Genomic DNA, 17,701 nt, shown 5'->3' on the forward strand with positions numbered 1-17,701 from the left:
ATCTCATGACCGAGACCGCCATGAACCAGCGCCCCGCTCCGACCACGTTCCAGCCGGCGGCGCAAGAGCCCGGCTTGCCGACGGGCCTGACGCCGGCCAGCCTGCAATCGATCGGGATGCTGCGGGCGCGCCGCCTGCTGGTGCTGCTTTTGAACCTGACGACATTGGCGGGGCTGCTCTACGGGGTTTCGCTGGTGCTGGGGGCCGGCGGCTGGACTGTCGCCGATATCGTGATCTTCGTCGCGCTCGTATTCGGTGCGCCCTGGAGCGTACTCGGCTTCTGGAACGCGGTGATCGGCTTGTGGTTGCTGCATGGCGTCGATGACGGGCTCGAGCATGTCGCGCCGTTCGCCGGCGAGGGCGAGTTGCAAACCCCGCTGACGATCCGCAGCGCGATCCTGATGACCCTGCGCAATGAGGATCCGGACCGTGCCTTCGCGCGGCTGCGCGTCGTCAAGCACAGCCTCGACGCCACCGGCGAGGGGGCCTGGTTCGACTATTTCGTCTTGTCGGACAGCAATGACCCTGCCGTCGCCGCGGCAGAGGAGCGGCTGGCCGCGGACTGGTCGCGGGAACTCGGCGACGCGTCGCGCGTCATCTACCGCCGGCGCACCGACAATGCCGGTTTCAAGGCCGGCAACGTCCGCGATTTCTGCGAGCGTTGGGGCGACCGTTACGATGTGATGCTGCCGCTCGACGCCGACAGCGTGATGTCAGGCGAGGCGATCGTGAAACTGACCCGAATGATGCAGGCGCATCCCAAGCTCGGTATCCTGCAGAGCCTCGTCGTCGGCATGCCCTCGCGCTCGGCCTTCGCGCGCATATTCCAGTTCGGGATGCGCCATGGGATGCGCCCCTACACGATGGGTTCGGCCTGGTGGATCGGCGATTGCGGGCCGTTCTGGGGCCATAACGCCTGCGTCCGGATCGCGCCGTTTCGCGACAGCTGCCATCTGCCCGTGCTGCCGGGAGCGGGGCCCCTCGCCGGCGCTGTGATGAGCCATGACCAGGTCGAGGCGACGCTGATGCGCCGCGCCGGCTACGAGGTGCGGGTGCTCCCGGTCGAGACCGGTAGCTGGGAGGAGAACCCGCCGACCATGCTCGATTTCGCCAAGCGCGACCTGCGCTGGTGCATGGGGAACCTGCAATATCTCAAGCTGCTCGACCTGCCGGGGTTCGCGCCGATGAGCCGCTTCCAGTTGGTCTGGGCCGTGCTGATGTTTCTGGGCCTGCCGGCCTGGACGCTGATGATCGCGCTGTTGCCGCTCAAGGTCGTCGAAGATGCCGGCATCGCCGGATACCCGTCCGGGCTGGCCGCGACGCTCTACGTCCTGTTCCTTTGCATGTATCTTTCGCCCAAGCTCGCGGGGTTCGCCGATATCCTGCTGACGAAGGGCGGAACCGCACGCTATGGCGGCCGTGCGCGCTTTCTGGTGTCCTCGCTGATCGAGGTCGTCTTCGCCTTCCTGCAGGGCGCCGTCTCGACCTTCCGGACGACGCTGTTCATGGTCGGGCTGGCCTTCGGCAAGGCCAATATCGGCTGGAACGGCCAGTCGCGCGACGCATACGCCCTGTCCTTCGCCACGGCATTTTCTGGGTTGTGGCCGCATCTGCTGTTCGGCGTTTATCTTTTCACGGCGCTGGCGGTGCTCTCGCCGACCGTGCTGCTCTGGTCGCTCCCGCTGACGGCGGGGTACGTGCTGGCGATCCCGTTTGCGATGCTGACGGCTCTGCCGGGTCTGGGTGCATGGTTCGCGCGACGCGGCCTCTGCGGCATTCCGGAGGACTTCGATCCACCGGCCGAACTCGTCGCGATCGGGGTCGGGGTCGAGGCGCCCGGGCTGCTCTGATGAGACTGGCCAGCTATCCCAGGGGTACGGCCAAGGCGATCTCGCGCAGCCTGCGTGTCTACCATGGAGAACCTGCCCGCAAGGTCGCGATGGATGCGCTTTACGGCCAGTTCCTCGGGCCCGGCGATCTGGCTTTCGATATCGGCGCGCATGTCGGCGACCGTGTCTCATCGTTTCGCAGGCTCGGCGCGCGCGTCGTCGCGCTCGAGCCGCAGCCGGGGCCGGCGCGCGCGCTGCGCCTGATCCATGGTCGCGACCCCCAGGTGACGCTCGTCGCGGCAGCCTGTGGCGCGCATGAGGGCTCGCTCGGCTTCAGGATCAACAGCGCCAACCCCACGGTCTCGACCGCGTCGGACGCGTTCATCGGCGCAGCCGACGGGGCGGGTGGCTGGGAAGGCCAGGTCTGGGACCACGAGATCACCGTGCCCTGCACCACGCTCGATGCCCTGATCGCGCGCCACGGCGTCCCGGCCCTGGTCAAGATCGATGTCGAGGGTTTCGAGGCTCATGTGCTGGCCGGGCTGACCCGGACCGTGCCCGTGATCTCCTTCGAGTTCACCACGATCCAGCGCGACGTCGCCGAAGCCTGCCTGGCCTTGCTTGAAACGCTCGGGCCCTATCGCTTCAATGTCGCCCTCGGGGAAAGCCAGGCGCTGGAGCTGTCGCAGCCGGCGAGCGCCGAGGCGATGGGCGGTTTCCTGCGTGAATTGCCCCATTCCGCCAATTCCGGCGATGTCTATGCAATGCTGACGGAACGAGACCGATGATCACATTCGCCTCCCGCCTCCGCGCCTTGGTGATCCCGCTGGGCCTGGCCTGTTCGAGCATGCACGCCTTGGCAGCGGGCGATGTCGCCGTCGAGGTGAAGAACGAGTCCGAGCCGGTGCTCTGCGCCGAGAAGGACAATGTCACGATCAAGGCGATTTCGCCCGAGGTGCGACGCTTCCAGATTCAGGCGGCGCATCCGGCCTATGCGGCCGGTCTCGTGCGCGACAACTGGGACGCCGACTGGACGGCCTGCGACATGAAGGGCGATCCGTCCTTCGTGCCGCCTTCGCCGCCGCGCCGCGTCACCTTCTATGAGAGCATCGAGTACTGGCTTGTCGGCTACACCTTCCCGACATTCTGGCGCCCGGCCGATGCGACCTTCAGGGTCGGCGACCGCGTCGAGAAGGGCCTGCATCTCGTGCAGTTGTGGAAGCTTGGCAAGGACAAGTCCTACGAGGTGCTCGTGGTCTATCCGCAGGACGGTTACTGGCGGGCGCGGCCGATGCCGCCGCAGCAGCTCGGGTATTCCGCCTACGGGTCGTCCTTCCTGTTCGGGCCGATAGAGACCGAGGGGCGTCCGGTGGTGAACATCAAGGAGATCGAGTTCGATCCGAAGACGCTCTCGTTCAGGCTGAATTTCAAGGACGGCTCGGCGGGCACTCTCAAGCTCGACAGTGTCGACGAGAACCGGATGGTGCTCGACGCCGTGCTCGACAAGCCGGTGACGGGCGGCAAGGCCTTTCTGGCGCTGCGCTCGATGTATGTCACCGAGTTCAACAACGACGTCGCCCGCATCGCCGTGCGCGAGCCCGGCGCCAAGGGCTGGCGCGAGGAGGCGCTGATGCCGTTCACCGGCGCGAAGGCGACCGACATCTGGATGGGGCGCACCACGCATTCGCGCCACAACACCTCCTCGCCGGACATGGTCTTTCACAAGTTCTCGGCCGATCCCAACCCGCCGGCACCCGCCCAGAAGTAGAATGCTTTCGACATTGCGAGCGTAGCGAAGCAATCCAGATTCGCAGGCGCCTCCCGGGAATGCTCGGCTGTGCTCGCAATGAACGCCTGGAAACGGAACGCAATCCGCCCCTGACGCGTTGGCCGATGACGCCCCGCACGCTTCGCGCTAGCGTGCCTGTCCCGATCCAAGCCTAGAGGCCGACATGCCGCGCTTTGCCGCCAATCTCTCGATGATGTTCACCGAGTGGGAGTTTCTCGACCGCTTCAAGGCGGCGGGCGATGCCGGCTTCACGGCTGTGGAGTTCCTGTTCCCCTATGAGCACCCTGCCGAAAAGGTCGGCCTCGCTTTGGCCGGGGCCGAGCTGGAACAGGCGCTTTTCAACCTGCCGCCGGGCGATTTCGCCAATGGCGAGCGTGGCATCGCCTCGCTCGCAGGCCGCGAGGCGGAATTCCGCGCCGGCCTCGATACGGCGCTTCCCTATATCCACGAGACGGGCGTCAAGCGCATCCACATGATGGCAGGGCTCGCCGACCCCAAGGATCCGGCCGCCCAGGCGCGTTATCGCGATGCGATCGCCTTCGCGGCCGACCGGCTGGCCGAGCATGAGGTCGACCTGCTGCTGGAGCCGATCAACGGCAAGGACATGCCCGGCTATTTCCTCAACGATTTCGACCAGGCCGCGGCCTTCGTCACCGGCTCCGGCCGCGACAATGTGCGCTTGCAGTTCGACATGTATCACTGCGAGTTGATCCATGGCGACGTCTCGGCGCGGCTCAGGAAGCAGTTGCCCCTGATCGGCCATGTGCAGGTCGCCCGCGCCAACGGTCGCCACGAGCCCGATGCTTCGGGGCCGGACTATCCCAGCCTGTTCGCAGAGCTCGACGCCCTTGGCTATGACGGTTTCGTCGGCTGCGAATATCGTCCCCAAGCCGGCACGCTGGAAGGCCTGGGGTGGTTCTCGGAGTATCGCAAGCCGAGTGACTGGAAGCCCGATTTGCGGGACCCTGTCTGATGGTCGATTTCGCCTATCCGGTTCTGGTCGCCGATATCGGCGGCACGAACTGCCGTCTTTCGCTGGTGGCGGAGGCGGGCGCCCCGCATCGGCCTTTGGCAAAGATCAGCACCGGCCTGCATCCGACACCCGAGGCGGCTTTGGAAGAGGTGCTCAAGACGCTCACGCAGCGGCCGCGCTCGGCGATCCTGGCGGTCGCGGGGCCGCTGGAAGGGCGCAGCGCCCAGCTCACCAACGCCAACTGGCGTTTCGACGGGCCCGAGATCGCCCGCGCGCTCAATCTGGAGCAGGGCCTTCTGGTCAATGATTTCGAGGCTCTCTCCGGCTCGCTTGCTGTGTTGCAGGCCGCCGACCTGCATACCCTCGTTCCCGGCCAGCCGGAATCCGAGGGCTTGCGCCTCGTGCTCGGCCCCGGCACCGGCTTCGGCGCGGCAGCGCTCGTTCTGAACGGCGGGCACGGCGTGCTGGTGCCGACGGAAGCCGGCCACATCGGCATCGGCCCGGAAGACCCGACCGAGCACAAGATCTGGCCCGCACTCGCGGAGGGCCTGCCGCGCGTGACCGTCGAAAGCCTGCTCAGCGGCGATGGCCTGGTGCGGTTCCACCGCGCGATTGCCAGCGAGACCGGCATGCTGGAGGCCGATATCAGCGCCGCCGACGTGACGACGCTGGCACTCGATGGCGACCCGGCCGCCCTGATGGCGGTGGTCTGCTTCTGGAGGCTGCTGGCGCGCGTCGCAGGCGATCTCGCGCTCGCCTTCAAGGCGACTGGCGGGGTGTACATCGCAGGCGGCATCGTGCCGCGCCTCCTGCCGCTGGCGGATCTGCGGACGATCCAAGCCGTGTTTGCAGGCAAGCCGCCGATGGAGGATCTGGCGGCGCGCTTTGCCCTGCATGTCGTCACAGCCCATGATGCGGCGGAGCAGGGGCTTGCTGCGATCGCTGCGTCGCCCGCCCGCTTCGGGCTGGACGACCCCGCCCGGCTGTGGTTTGCCTGAGGCCCATTCGCGTCCTGTTTCGGAGACAGGAAAGCCGTCATCCTTCGAGACGCAGCCTGAAGGTTGCGCCTCAGGGTGAGGGCTGAGTGGCGTTTGCTCTTGTCGAAGGCGTCAGCTCAGCTTGCCCCAGCTCTACGGAATCCAGGCCCTGCGCGCGCTTGCGGCCTTCATGGTCGCGGTGCATCACGCGCAGCATGATGCCGTGGTTGTGGCGCAACGCGCGGGCTCCGTGTTCCCGCCGTCCACGCTGCTGCCCTGGATGGCGGGCGTCGACATCTTCTTCGTCGTCTCCGGCTTCATCATGGTCCATGCCTCGGCCGGGCTGTTCGGCAAGCCGGATGGTGCAAAGCTGTTCGTGGCGCGGCGGCTGGCGCGGATCGTGCCGCTCTACTGGGCGGCGACGACGCTGTTCCTGCTGGTCGGGCTCGCGGTCCCCGCCGCGCTGAATTCCGGCTCGCCTGACCTCGTCCAGATCGTCGGCTCCTACCTGTTCTGGCCTGTCGTCTCGACGCAAGGGCTGGCGCAGCCGGTCTATTCGCTGGGCTGGACGCTGAACTACGAGATGCTGTTCTACGCTCTGTTCGGCGCGGGGCTGCTGCTGCCGGCACGTTTTACGCTGCCCGTGGTGACGCTTGCGCTGTTCGCCCTCGTGGCCGTCGAAGCCCTGAGCGGACCGCTGGCGCTGCCCTTCGGCTTCTGGGGGCAGCCGATCATCCTCGAATTCGCGGCCGGCATGGGCATCGCCGTGCTGCGCCGGCGGGGCCTGCGGCTGGCCCTGCCGCTGCGCGCGGTCGTCGCACTACTGGGCGTGACCGTCCTGATGATCGCTGCGCGCTCGCCTGAAAGCGCGGGCGCCTGGTCGAGCTTCGCCTGGCATGGCGGCGCTGCCGCGTTGCTCGTGCTGGCTGCGGCCTGTGGCGAGCGGCGTACCGCGCCATCGATTCCGGTCCGTACACTGGCGCTGGTCGGTGACGCCTCCTATGCGCTCTACCTGATCCACCCCTTCGTGATCCGGGGCTTGCGCGAACTGGCCGTTCGGCTGGGCATGGGGGCTCCGCTCGCCTTCATCCTGTTGGCTCTGATCGGCTCCGTCGCGACGGCGCTGATCGTTCATCGCTGGTTCGAGAAACCAGCGACAGGGTGGCTGCGTCACATGTTCAGCCCGGACACCACGCCGTCATCCCGAGGCAAGCCGCAGACCTGAGCCAGGCTGGCGTCACTTCAGCCGCATGTCCTTGAGCGACCGCCCGACCACCCCGCCATCCCGGCGACGTTGCAGCCGCCTGAGCTTGATGGCCTCGACATCCTCTGGGCCAGGATAGCGGCCGCGCTCCAGCAGTTCGAGGGTGTATTCCTCATAGGTCAGGCCGAGTGCCTCCGCGGCTTCTTCCCGGCGCAAGGCAATGTCGGGGGGCTTGCGCCAGGCGCGGCGGAAGGCTGCGCGCCATTCGTAGTAGCGACCGATCTCGCCCGAGCCCCATTCCGGCTGATGCGGCGGTGGATCGTCGAGCGGTGGGCCGCCATTGTCGCCGAAGCTGGGCGGTGTCTTGCTGGTCTGACGTCTTGCTCTGCTCACGAAAGTCCCGTCCAAATCATCGCGGCGGCGGGCTGGATGGCACTCGCCTGCGCGTCAGTCTCGCCTTGCATGGCCGGCTTGCCCTAGCAAGAAGCGTGACAGCGGGGTCGCGCCAGTCTATCCCCCGGTCTTCCCCCGAAACGGATACCTCATGGCCCCCTTGCTCCATCTGCGCGACGTCGCGCTCACCTTTGGCGGACAGCCCCTGCTCGAGGCGGCCGAGATCGCCGTTTCCGCCGGCGAGCGCGTCTGCCTCGTCGGGCGCAACGGCTCTGGCAAGTCCACGCTGCTCAAGATCGCGGCCGGGCTGGTCGAGGCCGACAAGGCCGACCGCTTCGTGCAGCCGGGCTGCACCGTGCGCTATCTCCCGCAGGAACCGGATTTCTCCGGCTACAAGACTTCGCTGGCCTATGTCGAGGCGGGGCTTGGACCGGGCGACGACGCCTATCGCGCGCAGTACCTGATCGACGAGCTCGGCCTGACCGGCGAGGAGGACCCCGCCACCATGTCCGGCGGCGAGGCGCGCCGCTGCGCGCTGGCCCGCGTGCTGGCGCCCGAGCCCGATATCCTGCTGCTCGACGAGCCGACCAACCATCTCGACCTTCCCGTCATCGAGTGGCTGGAGCAGGAGCTGAAGTCGCTGCGCTCGGCCATGGTCCTGATCAGCCATGACAGGCGCTTCCTCACATCGCTGTCGCGCGCCACGATCTGGCTCGATCGCGGCCTGACCCGGCGCATGGACAAGGGCTTTGGCGAGTTCGAGGCCTGGCGCGACGAGGTTCTGGCGCAGGAAGAGATCGACCGTCACAAGCTCGACCGCAAGATCGCCCGCGAGGAAGACTGGCTGCGCTACGGCGTCAGCGCGCGGCGTACCCGCAACCAGCGCCGCCTGGGCGAGTTGCATGGCCTGCGCGAGCAGCGCCGCACCGCGCGCTTTTCCGTCGGAAACGTCAGCCTGCAGGCCAGCGAGGCCCAGACCTCCGGCAAGCTGGTGATCGAGGCTGTCGATGTCGCAAAGGCTTTTGGCGACAATCAGGTGGTCAAGTCGCTCTCGCTGCGCGTCGCGCGCGGCGACCGGATCGGCATTGTCGGCCCCAACGGCGCGGGCAAGACCACGCTGATCAACCTCCTGACCGGCGCGCTCGTGCCCGACTCAGGGAAGGTCAAGCTCGGCGTCTCGCTGGAGATGGTGACGCTCGACCAGCGTCGCGAGAGCCTGGATCCCGCGACGCCGCTCGGCGATGCGCTGACCGGCGGCGGCTCCGACCAGGTCATGGTCGGCGACACGCCGCGCCATGTCATTGCCTATATGAAGGACTTCCTGTTCCAGCCGTTGCAGCGGCGCACCCCGGTCGGCGCGCTGTCGGGCGGCGAGCGCGGCCGGCTGATGCTGGCTCGCGCGCTGGCAAAGCCCTCCAACCTGCTGGTGCTCGACGAGCCGACCAACGATCTCGACCTCGAGACTCTCGATCTCCTGCAGGAACTGCTGGCCGACTACCAGGGCACCGTGCTGCTGGTCAGCCATGATCGCGACTTCATCGACCGCGTCGTCTCGGCGACGCTGATCTCGGATGGCGATGGCGTCTGGACCGAGTTTGCAGGCGGCTACACCGACATGATCGCCCAGCGCGGACGCGGCGTCGGCGCCAAGCAGCGCGTCGTCGGAAAGGCGACCGCGAGCGAGCCCGCCTATGCAGCAGTGCCCGCAGCTCCGCTGGTCAACAAGCGAAAGCTCTCCTTCAACGAGAAGCACGCACTGGAGACGTTGCCCAAGCGCATCGACGTGCTGCAGGCGGAAGTCGCCAAGCTGAACGTCGCGCTCTCGGGCGATCTCTACAGCCGCGATCCAAAGCTCTTTGCCAAGGCAACCGCCCGTCTGGAAGAGGTGACGCGCGAGATCGGCCAGCTCGAAGAACGCTGGCTGGCACTCGAGATGCTCCAGGAAGAACTCGGGGCCTAAGCGCCCCGGCGCGCCCGTCGCAAAGTCGCATTGATTGCGGGCGGCAAAACCCCGCACTCTCCCGGGCGTCATCATCCGGGGAACTCATCATGCGGCTCAAGGGCAAGACGGCGCTGATCACCGGCGCGGCGCAAGGCTTCGGCTTCGGCATCGCCGAGACCTTCGTGCGGGAGGGCGCGCGCGTCGCCGTGCTCGACATCAATGGCGACAAGGCGAAGGAGGCGGCCAGGGCGATCGGTCGCAAGGCCTTTGCCGTCGCCTGCGACGTCGGCAAGGCCAGGAGCGTCGACAAGGCTGTCGAGCGCGTCATCGCGAAGTTCGGACGGCTCGATATCGTCGTCAACAATGCCGGCATCAGCCATCGCAACCAGCCGATGCTCGACGTCTCCGAGGATGAATTCGACCGCGTCTTCGCGGTGAATGTGAAGTCGATCTACCTGATGGCTCGGGCCACCATCCCCCATTTCCGCGAGCATGGCGGTGGTGTCGTGCTCAATATCGGCTCGACGGCCGGCATCAGGCCGCGCCCGGGCCTGACCTGGTACAATGCGTCGAAGGGGGCGGTGAACCTGCTCTCGAAATCGATGGCGGTGGAACTGGCGCCCGACCGCATCCGCGTCAATGCGATTGCGCCGGTGGCCGGCGAGACGCCGCTGCTGGCGACCTTCATGGGCGAGGATACGCCGGAGAAGCGCGCGCAGTTCAAGGCTAGCATTCCGTGGGGCCGGCTCTCGACCCCGCAGGACATGGCGAATGCGGCGCTGTTTCTATGCTCCGACGAGGCGGAGATGGTCACGGGCGCCGTGCTGACGGTGGATGGCGGGCGCTGCATTTGAGGCGCCGCGCTGACAACCCTCATTGCGAGCGCAGCGAAGCAATCCAGGGGGGACGTCGAGCTCTGCCTTTCCTGGATTGCTTCGTCGCTGCGCTCCTCGCAATGACGGAGCGGCTCAGCCTCCGCGCGTGAGCACGATTTCCTGGCGCAACATCACCGTGCCGTCGGGCTCGAAGCCGCGCTGCTCGACGCTTATGGTCGGAGCCGTAGCGTCGCCGCTGATCCTGAAGAGATGCCAGGTCGCCATCTCGCCATGTCCGAGCGGGCCGATCGAGGCCGAGGGCACGCCGACGATCGGCACGTCGCGGCCCTGCCCGGGCCGCCAGGCCAGCGAGAAGCTGTGGTTGTGGCCGTGGAGCACGAGATCCGCGCCGGTGCGGGCGAGCATCGCCTCGAAGGCCTCGGCATCGACCAGTTCGCGCGAGCGCCGGGCGCCGCCGGCATAAGGGGGGTGATGGATCAACACGACGCGGATCAGGCCAGCGGCCTTCGCACGCGCCAGCAGCACCTCGGTCTTCGCGATCTGCTCGCGACCGATACGACCAGTGGCCATCAGCGGAAGTGTCGGAATGCCGCTGTTGACGCCGATCAGGGCGACAGGGCCGCGCTGGCGATACCAGGGGTAGCCGGCGGCGCCGCCGTCGCTGGCGCACCAGGGACCTAGATGGCTGGCGAGCGGCTTGAGCGAGGAGCGCGAATAGGCGTCGTGATTGCCCGGTACGAAGGAGACCGTGTCGCGCGAGCCGAGCGTATCGAGAAAGGCGACGGCGGTCTTGAACTCGTCGGGCAGGCCGATATGGGCGACATCGCCGGTACAGGTGATATGATCGGGCGCCTGGGCGTGGATGTCCGCCACGATCAGGGCCAGGATCGCCATGTCATGGGCGTGCCGGCGCTTGCGACGCCAGTTGACGTAGCCGGTGGCGCGCTTGCCCAGAAGCTGATGAAGCGAAAAGCCCGCGAGCGGGCCCAGATGCGGGTCTGACAGATGCGCGAGCTTGAACACCACTCAGCGCTTGCCCCGCATGCCTGCCGCCGTCAAGCGCGCAGGCGCGGTCGGCGCATCAGTTGGCGGTTCCCGTCAACTCGGAAACGATACGCGAATCGGTCAGGGTGAGGGCGGGCTTCCAGACGTAAGCCGGCTTGGCCTTGAAGCGAGCGATGATGAAAGAGAGCAGCATGACAAAATTCCCCAGACGGTAGGGCTGTCTTCTCTGCCTGATTTGCGGCGCGTTTGTGACGTAACGGAACTGGAAACGGAGCTCTGATATGCGTTATTTGCATAGACAATTAAGACTCTCTTCGGAGATTGCCTGTCCCGGAGACGGGGCGCCCGGCCTTTGACGACAGAGCCGCGCCCCAGGCGGATGCAGCGCGCCCTGTTCTGGGGCGCGCATCTCTATTTCCGCCTGACGCGGGCGATGACGCTCGGCGTGCGCGCAGCGGTGCTCGACGGCGAGGGCCGGGTCTTTCTGGTGCGCCATACCTACACACCGGGCTGGCATCTGCCGGGCGGCGGCGTGGAAGTCGGCGAGAGCCTGGAGGAGGCGCTGGCGAAGGAGCTGCGCGAAGAGGCTTCGATCCGGATGACCGGTTCGCCCCGGCTGCATGGAATTTTCTTCAACCGGCCGCTGTCGCCGCGTGACCATGTCGCGATCTACGCGGTGCGCGAATTCGTGCTCGAGGGCGTCAAGCAGCCTGACCGCGAGATCGCAGAAGCTGGATTCTTCCCGCTCGACGCGCTGCCCGACGGCACCACGGCCGGCACGCGGCGTCGGCTCGAGGAGATCGCCCGGGGCTTGCAGCCGCCGAGCGACTGGTGAACGACGATGCGATAGACGGCCGCTTTGCGCTCTGCTACAGGCGGCCCTCATGACGAACGGGCACCGCCTTTCCAACCTGCGACGACCGGCGCGCTGAATGCGCTTTCCGGCATGCCGCCGCATGGGCGGTCATGTCCTCGCTATCCCGGTTCCAAGGCCAAAAGCCGTCCGCAGGTTACGCCCGCCATGACTTCGCTGCCCCTGACAATCCGCCACGAACTCCCCGTCGATTCCGCCGCCATCGAGCGCCTGCATGAGCGCGCCTTCGGGCCCGGTCGTTTTGCCCGCACCGCTTTTCGCCTGCGCGAAGGCGTGCCGCCCGATCCGGAATTGAGCTTTGCCGCGCATGTCGGCACCTTCCTCGTCGGCTCGATCAAGGTCACGCCGGTCACGGCCGGAAGTCAAAAGGCGCTGATGCTGGGGCCGTTGACGGTCGATCCCGCCTTTGAGGGGCGCGGTATCGGTGCCGCCCTGATGAACCGCTCGATCGAGGCCGCGCGTGCCAACGGACACGACCTGATCATGCTGGTGGGGGACGCGCCCTATTACGCCCGCTTTGGTTTCAGGGTCATCCCGCCGGGCCAACTCGTGCTGCCGGGCCCGGCCAATCCGGAGCGCTTCCTGGCGCTGGAGTTGGTCGAGGGCGTGCTGGCGCAGCGCAGCGGGCCGGTAATGCCCTTTCGCCAAACGCGGTAACCGTCATTGCGAGCGCAAGCGAAGCAATCCAGCCGCGGCAGCGCGCTACGTCCCTCTGGATTGCTTCGTCGCTGCGCTCCTCGCAATGACGGAGATCACGCCTGAGTGTCCGGACGCCGCTGGAACCTGCGCCCGCTCTCGCCCAGCCAGCCCGCGACCAGCGCGCCGAAGAGCAGGGCCAGCCCGATCAGCCCGATGAACAATGGCGAAATCTGCACGCCGCGCACGATGCCGGAATCGCTGATGCGCAGGCCGATCCAGTCCGAGCCCGCAAACTGGCTGCCGGAACGCACGGGCACGATGCGCGGCACCGTGACGCCCGCGCCGCTGTCCTGGCCGATGCGCCGCGAGGAGCCGCCGGTGGCCTGCGCCAGCGCCTGAAGCTGGCCGGGGTCGCTGACCACCTCCATCAGCTCGCGCGGGTTCTCTGGGCCGACGCTGGCGAAGGCGGTGAGGTTGTCGGCGGAGATCCGGTGCAGGCCGAATTCGCTGCTCGGGATGCGCGCGGTGAACAGGCCGGGACGACCGGGCTCCAGCGGCACGGAACGCGACTGGCCGTCGGGGCCGGTGATCGTGAGCGGGGAGGGCGTGTCGCCCAGCGTCTGGCGCTCGACCTCGATGACGCCGTTGCGGGAAGACGCCCGCAGCGCCTCCTCCTCGAGATCGGGCTCTTTCATCAGCCAGTGACCGAGCCGGCGCAGCAGGTCGAGATGGGGCCCGCCATCACGGAAGCCGCGGGCCCAGAGCCAGGCATGATCGGAGAGGAGGAGCGCGACGCGGCCCTTTTGCTCGCGCGCAAGCATCAGCAGCGGCCGCTCGCCCGGGCCGGTCATCACCGGCGAGCCGGTGCGGGCGCGGGCGCCGACCATGCGCAGCCATTCGCCCCAGCGCGGCGGCTCGACCTCGGAGCCCGGCAGGTCGCGGGTAACGGGGTGGCGCCGGCCGGGGTCGCTGACGCGGGCGCGATAGGCCTCGTCCACCACCGTGCCGTCCGGGAGCGCGGGCAGGATCTGGTTGAGCGGCGTGCGGGCGAGCGATTGCGCGCCGGCATATTCCGGCCCGGCCGCGATGAGCAGCGCGCCGCCGTCGCGGACATAGCGCACGATGTTGTCGAAATAGGCGAGCGGCAGGATCGACTGGTTAGCGTAGCGGTCGAAGATGATCAGGTCGAATTCCTTGATCTTGACCTGGAACAGCTCGCGCGTCGGGAAGGCGATCAGCGAGAGTTCGTTGATCGGCGTGCCGTCCTGCTTCTCCGGCGGACGCAAGATGGTGAAATGCACGAGGTCGATATTGGCGTCGGCCTTGAGCAGGTTGCGCCAGGTGCGCTCGCCCGGATGCGGCTCGCCCGAGACCAAGAGCACGCGCAGCTTGTCCCTGACGCCCTCGATGGTGATGACGGCGCGGTTGTTGGCGAGCGTCAGTTCGTTGTCGAGCGGCGCGGCCTCGATCTCGATGACGTTGGGCCCACCCCGGTCGATCCGGACCGGCACCTGCACGATCTGCCCGGCTGTGACCTCGCGGCGCGCGACGATCTCGCCATCGCGGCGGATGACGAGGCCGGCGCGGCCCGGGCCGCCCTTTTCGAGCACGCGCAGGCGGATTGTCTGGTCCTTGCCGACGATGCCGAAACGTGGCGAATCGACCAGCACGATGCGCCGGTCGATCTCGCGCTCGCGGCCGGTGGCCAGCACGTGCAGCGGCGCGCGCAGGCCGAGAGCCTCGGCATTGGGCGGCGCGTCATGGGCCAGCCCGTCGGTGATGACGATCGCGCCCGCGACGCGCTCGGAGGGCACGTCGGCGAGGCTTGCGGCAAGCGCCTCGAACAGGCGGGTGCCGTCACCGGAGCCCTGGGCATCGCGGACCTCGACGATCCGGGATTCGACGTTGGTCAGCCCACGCAACTGGCGTTCGACCTCGGCCTGGGCTGCGTCTGTCTGCGCCGTGCGGTCGGCGAGCCGGTTCGAGGCCGAGCGATCGACCACGACGGAGACCACGTCCTTGACCGGCTCGCGATCCTCGAAAACGAGCGAGGGATCGGCGAGCGCGACTGTGAGGACCGCCAGCGCGAGCGCGCGCAGGATGGCGCTCTTGCCAGCCAGCACGATCGCCGCGCCGGCAGCGAGCGCGGCAAGCACCGCCAGCCCGATCAGGACAGGCAGCGGCACCAGCGGGGCGAAGGAGAGGCTCCACATCAGCGTCGTATCCGGTTCATTGAGCTGCCGCTCGGCCGCCTGGCCCCGGGTTGGCCTCCACCGTCATGCTCGCCTCTGTGGCGAGTATCCGCGCCTCGCCCACCGCCTTCGGCGAATGAAGACGTGGATGGCCGGGACAAGCCCGACCATGACGGGTAGGGCGCGTCGATGCATATGAACCGCAGCCTCACTGCCCCAGCCTTTCGAGCAGCGCCGGGACGTGGACCTGGTCGGCCTTGTAGTTGCCGGTAAGGGCATACATCACGAGATTCACCCCGGCGCGCAGGGCCATCTCGCGCTGGCGCGGATCGGCGCCCGAGAGTGGCACCAGGCCCTGTCCGCGCCGGTCCACGGCCCAGGCCGATGCGAAATCATTGGAGGTGATGATGATCGGCGAGACGTTGTCGCCGGCGCGCGCCGGACGGCGGCCATCCTCTCCGGCCGGCGGCAGGATCTCGACCCAGGTCGTGCCGGTGTCATAGCGGCCGACGAGGCTGTCCAGGATGTAGAAGGTCTTTGTCAGGACGTGGTCGCGCGGCAGCGGCTCGAGCTCGGGAATGTCGAGCGTCTGCAGCATGCGGCGCAGCTGGTCGCCCTCAGGCGTGGTGCCGCCGCCGGGCCGGGCGCTCATGGCGTCGCGGGTGTCGAAGATCACGAGCCCGCCGCCCTTCATATAGGCCTCAAGCTTGCGCAGGGTTTCGGCCGCAGGGATTGGGCGGCCGGCCACGATCGGCCAGTACAGCACCGGGAAGAAGGCGAGTTCGTCCTTGTCCGCGTTGATGCCGACGGCATCGCCCGGCTCCAGCGCTGTGCGGGCGCCAAGCACGATGTTAAGGCCGGCAAGGCCGGCCTTCGACATGTCGTCGACGGCCTTGTCGCCGGTGACGACATAGGCAAGGCGCGTGACGGCGCCGTTGGCGAGGAGTTCGCGGGGGATCGGCGGGCGCTGGTCTGCGGGCGCGGCGGGCAGAGGCTGCGCGCGGGCATGATCGGGAGCGCCAGCCAGGCCAAACGCCAGCGCGATCAGGATCGCGGCCGGTATGGCGCGGCGGCTGCGACGGGCAAGATTGAGCCTGCCACCGAGCCAGAGCGTCGCCAGCGTGTCGGCGACCAGCAGCAGCAGCGCGAGCACGAGCAGCAGCGGTCGGACATCCTGCGCGACCGGCTTGTCGACGGGCAGGATCGGGGCCCCCAGTGAAGCGAGGTCCAGGGCCGCCAGCGTATCGGTCGGGTTCAGGGCATTGACCGCGAGCGAGCCGTCGGCCGGGCCGTAGATGCCGGGCGGATGCGCAAGCGTGGCGCGCGCCGTGAAGTTGCGGGCAACCGGCTGGGCGGTGGCGGGGGGAGAGCGGAAGGCGCCCTGGCCGTCGAGCACGCGGGTCGGCGACAGGGTTTCCACGCGCGCATCCTCTCCCTGGGCCTCCGCGGGCCCCGTTCCGGCAAGGCCCACGACCTTGCGCAGCATCTCGACGAACAGGCCAGACAGCGGCAGGTTCGACCAGGTGGTGTCGGCGGTGACATGCACCATCGCGATGACGCCGTCGCCACGACGCTCGCCGGTGACGACGGGCGTGCCGTCCTCCAGCGCCGCCCAGGTCTTCTTGGCGAGGTCGGCCTCAGGCTCGGCCAGGATCTGGCGGGAGACGCGGACATCGTCGGTGATCGCAGTCCCGAAGAACGGGCTTTCACGGGTGAAGGGCGCGAGCTTGCGCGGCGTCTCCCAGGACAGGCCGCCGCCGAGCGTGCGGCCGCCGCGACGCAAGCGTACGGGTGTGAGGTCGTCGGAGGCGGCGGCAAGGCGCGCGCCGGCGAAGCGCAGCAGCACGCCGCCGCGCGCGATGAAGGCGTCGATCTTGGCGGCGGTGTCTTGATCGAGCGCGCCGATATCGGCCAGCACCAGCACGGAGAGGTTTTGCGCCAGCAACTCGCCGACGGGATCCGTCGAGCCCGGGCGGGGCTCGCGGACCTCGGCAAAGGGCTGCAGGGCGCGCGAGACGTAATAGGTCGGCGAGAGCAGCGGCTGGGCGGTGTCGATCGTGGCCCCCGAGACGATGCCGACGCGGCGGCGCTTGGCGCGGTCGTCGAGCAGGGCGACGGCCCCGGCGCTGCGCTCGCCGACGATCTCGAGCCGCGAGACGGCATTGCGGACCTCGATCGGCAGTGTCAGCCGGGCCGAGCTCTGGAGGTTGGAGCCCTCGAAGATGAAGGGCGCGTCGCCGAGCGGGAGGCCCTTGAGATCGAGCGCGCGGACCTGACCGGTTGCGGCGGCAGCGGCGCTCGGGCGAAGAACCTTCACGGTCAGCGCGCCGGCGAGGTTTTCGGGGTTGGCCAAAGCGAGCTGGTCGACCGGGCCGGCATGGATCGAGAGGCGACGGGCATCGGCCACCTGCTTCAACCGGGCCAGGAAGGCGGTGTCGTCGCCGACCGCGAGACCGTCGGCGATCCAGACGATCTCGGCGTCAGGAGACTTGGCGAGGAAAGCCTCGATGCGCGCCAAATGCGCGGCACGGTCGGGCGCGTGGGGTTGCAGGCTGAAGGCGCGCAGGCGTTCGAGCGCAGCACGCGGCTCCGAGAGCGCGATCTCGACCGGGCTCTCGGCGAGGCCGACAAGCGCGACCGGGCGGCCTTCGCGGGTGGCGGCGGCGACGCGCGATTCGGCGACCGCGAGGCGTTCGGGCCAGTCGGTGGCAGCACCGAAACCATTGTCGATCAGAAGCAGCATCGGACCCCGGATCGGCCCGGCCTCGCGTTGCGGGTTCCAGACCGGGCCTGCGACCGCCAGGATCGCCAGCGCCGCGACCGCCATGCGCATGGCCAGCAGCCACCAGGGCGTATGGGCCGGCATCTCGCGCTTGGCGACAAGGTCGGCCATGATCTTCAGCGGCGGGAAATCGATGCGGCGCGGCCGGGGCGGCGTCACCCGCAGGATCAGCCACAGCGCCGGCAGCAGTGCGAGCGCAGCAAGTGCAAGCGGCGCGGAAAAGGCGAAGGGCAGGGCGCTCAGCATGGCTTTGCGGCCTTCCACGA

At 68.2% G+C, this 17,701-nt stretch carries 14 protein-coding genes; 10 read left to right on the forward strand and 4 right to left on the reverse strand.

The window, feature by feature from the left end:
- The first annotated feature begins 5 nt into the window (after positions 1–5).
- The 6 genes from mdoH (at position 6) to AC1D2L_RS05555 (ending at position 6,793) form a co-directional block, all read left to right on the forward strand.
- Entirely contained in the window at positions 6–1,850 is a 1,845-nt protein-coding gene (gene mdoH / locus AC1D2L_RS05530) for a glucans biosynthesis glucosyltransferase MdoH (RefSeq protein WP_476844834.1), read from the forward strand.
- The gene (locus tag AC1D2L_RS05535) at positions 1,850–2,617 is read left to right on the forward strand and encodes an FkbM family methyltransferase (protein ID WP_476844835.1); all 768 of its coding nucleotides are present in this window, start codon (positions 1,850–1,852) and stop codon (positions 2,615–2,617) included. The genes mdoH and AC1D2L_RS05535 overlap by 1 nt, the downstream gene beginning before the upstream one ends.
- Positions 2,614–3,597, forward strand: a complete 984-nt coding sequence (locus tag AC1D2L_RS05540; protein WP_476844836.1) for a hypothetical protein — start codon at positions 2,614–2,616, stop codon at positions 3,595–3,597. Before AC1D2L_RS05535 ends, AC1D2L_RS05540 begins: the two co-directional genes overlap by 4 nt.
- A gap of 184 nt (positions 3,598–3,781) precedes the next feature.
- Positions 3,782–4,591: a 2-oxo-tetronate isomerase gene (otnI, locus tag AC1D2L_RS05545; RefSeq protein ID WP_476844837.1), complete on the forward strand. Its 810-nt coding sequence runs from the start codon at positions 3,782–3,784 to the stop codon at positions 4,589–4,591.
- A complete protein-coding gene (locus tag AC1D2L_RS05550) occupies positions 4,591–5,589 on the forward strand; it encodes a glucokinase (RefSeq protein ID WP_476844838.1) in 999 nt (332 codons plus the stop codon). The genes otnI and AC1D2L_RS05550 overlap by 1 nt, the downstream gene beginning before the upstream one ends.
- Positions 5,590–5,710: 121 nt before the next feature.
- On the forward strand, positions 5,711–6,793 hold the full coding sequence (locus tag AC1D2L_RS05555) for an acyltransferase family protein (RefSeq protein ID WP_476844839.1): 1,083 nt from the start codon (positions 5,711–5,713) through the stop codon (positions 6,791–6,793).
- A 12-nt stretch (positions 6,794–6,805) separates the two neighbouring features.
- Here the strand turns inward: AC1D2L_RS05555 and AC1D2L_RS05560 are convergent, their stop codons facing one another.
- The gene (locus AC1D2L_RS05560; protein ID WP_476844840.1) at positions 6,806–7,165 is read right to left on the reverse strand and encodes a hypothetical protein; all 360 of its coding nucleotides are present in this window, start codon (positions 7,163–7,165) and stop codon (positions 6,806–6,808) included.
- A 151-nt stretch (positions 7,166–7,316) separates the two neighbouring features.
- Here AC1D2L_RS05560 and AC1D2L_RS05565 point away from each other — a divergent pair, with 151 nt between their 5' ends.
- Together AC1D2L_RS05565 and AC1D2L_RS05570 are read left to right on the forward strand one after the other, a co-directional pair.
- Positions 7,317–9,125, forward strand: a complete 1,809-nt coding sequence (locus AC1D2L_RS05565; protein WP_476844841.1) for an ABC-F family ATP-binding cassette domain-containing protein — start codon at positions 7,317–7,319, stop codon at positions 9,123–9,125.
- 89 nt (positions 9,126–9,214) lie between these two features.
- Complete coding sequence (locus AC1D2L_RS05570) at positions 9,215–9,961, forward strand: SDR family oxidoreductase (protein ID WP_476844842.1); 747 nt, start codon at positions 9,215–9,217, stop codon at positions 9,959–9,961.
- A 114-nt stretch (positions 9,962–10,075) separates the two neighbouring features.
- On the opposite strand, the gene AC1D2L_RS05575 is transcribed toward AC1D2L_RS05570, so the two are convergent.
- Positions 10,076–10,969 carry a metallophosphoesterase family protein gene (locus AC1D2L_RS05575; RefSeq protein WP_476844843.1) on the reverse strand — a complete coding sequence of 298 codons (894 nt, stop codon included), beginning with the start codon at positions 10,967–10,969 and terminating at the stop codon, positions 10,076–10,078.
- Between the two features lie 331 nt (positions 10,970–11,300).
- Here AC1D2L_RS05575 and AC1D2L_RS05580 point away from each other — a divergent pair, with 331 nt between their 5' ends.
- Together AC1D2L_RS05580 and AC1D2L_RS05585 are read left to right on the forward strand one after the other, a co-directional pair.
- Positions 11,301–11,783 (forward strand): NUDIX domain-containing protein, encoded by a 483-nt coding sequence (locus AC1D2L_RS05580; RefSeq protein WP_476844844.1) that lies wholly within the window; start codon positions 11,301–11,303, stop codon positions 11,781–11,783.
- 186 nt (positions 11,784–11,969) lie between these two features.
- Positions 11,970–12,479 carry a GNAT family N-acetyltransferase gene (locus AC1D2L_RS05585; protein WP_476844845.1) on the forward strand — a complete coding sequence of 170 codons (510 nt, stop codon included), beginning with the start codon at positions 11,970–11,972 and terminating at the stop codon, positions 12,477–12,479.
- A gap of 95 nt (positions 12,480–12,574) precedes the next feature.
- Here the strand turns inward: AC1D2L_RS05585 and AC1D2L_RS05590 are convergent, their stop codons facing one another.
- Both AC1D2L_RS05590 and AC1D2L_RS05595 read right to left on the reverse strand, forming a co-directional pair.
- A complete protein-coding gene (locus AC1D2L_RS05590) occupies positions 12,575–14,674 on the reverse strand; it encodes a hypothetical protein (RefSeq protein WP_476844846.1) in 2,100 nt (699 codons plus the stop codon).
- A 187-nt stretch (positions 14,675–14,861) separates the two neighbouring features.
- On the reverse strand, positions 14,862–17,678 hold the full coding sequence (locus AC1D2L_RS05595; RefSeq protein WP_476845216.1) for a DUF4159 domain-containing protein: 2,817 nt from the start codon (positions 17,676–17,678) through the stop codon (positions 14,862–14,864).
- Positions 17,679–17,701 lie beyond the last annotated feature (23 nt).

The sequence above is a fragment of the Allobosea sp. P1_B10 genome (genome assembly GCF_056406735.1).

What these genes read in the sequence shown, in the direction of transcription:
- mdoH (WP_476844834.1), top strand. Translation starts at nt 6, where the DNA reads ATGACCGAGACCGCCATGAACCAGCGCCCCGCTCCGACCACGTTCCAG.
- AC1D2L_RS05535 (WP_476844835.1), top strand. Translation starts at nt 1,850, where the DNA reads ATGAGACTGGCCAGCTATCCCAGGGGTACGGCCAAGGCGATCTCGCGC.
- AC1D2L_RS05540 (WP_476844836.1), top strand. Translation starts at nt 2,614, where the DNA reads ATGATCACATTCGCCTCCCGCCTCCGCGCCTTGGTGATCCCGCTGGGC.
- otnI (WP_476844837.1), top strand. Translation starts at nt 3,782, where the DNA reads ATGCCGCGCTTTGCCGCCAATCTCTCGATGATGTTCACCGAGTGGGAG.
- AC1D2L_RS05550 (WP_476844838.1), top strand. Translation starts at nt 4,591, where the DNA reads ATGGTCGATTTCGCCTATCCGGTTCTGGTCGCCGATATCGGCGGCACG.
- AC1D2L_RS05565 (WP_476844841.1), top strand. Translation starts at nt 7,317, where the DNA reads ATGGCCCCCTTGCTCCATCTGCGCGACGTCGCGCTCACCTTTGGCGGA.
- AC1D2L_RS05570 (WP_476844842.1), top strand. Translation starts at nt 9,215, where the DNA reads ATGCGGCTCAAGGGCAAGACGGCGCTGATCACCGGCGCGGCGCAAGGC.
- AC1D2L_RS05585 (WP_476844845.1), top strand. Translation starts at nt 11,970, where the DNA reads ATGACTTCGCTGCCCCTGACAATCCGCCACGAACTCCCCGTCGATTCC.
- AC1D2L_RS05590 (WP_476844846.1), bottom strand. Translation starts at nt 14,674, where the DNA reads ATGTGGAGCCTCTCCTTCGCCCCGCTGGTGCCGCTGCCTGTCCTGATC.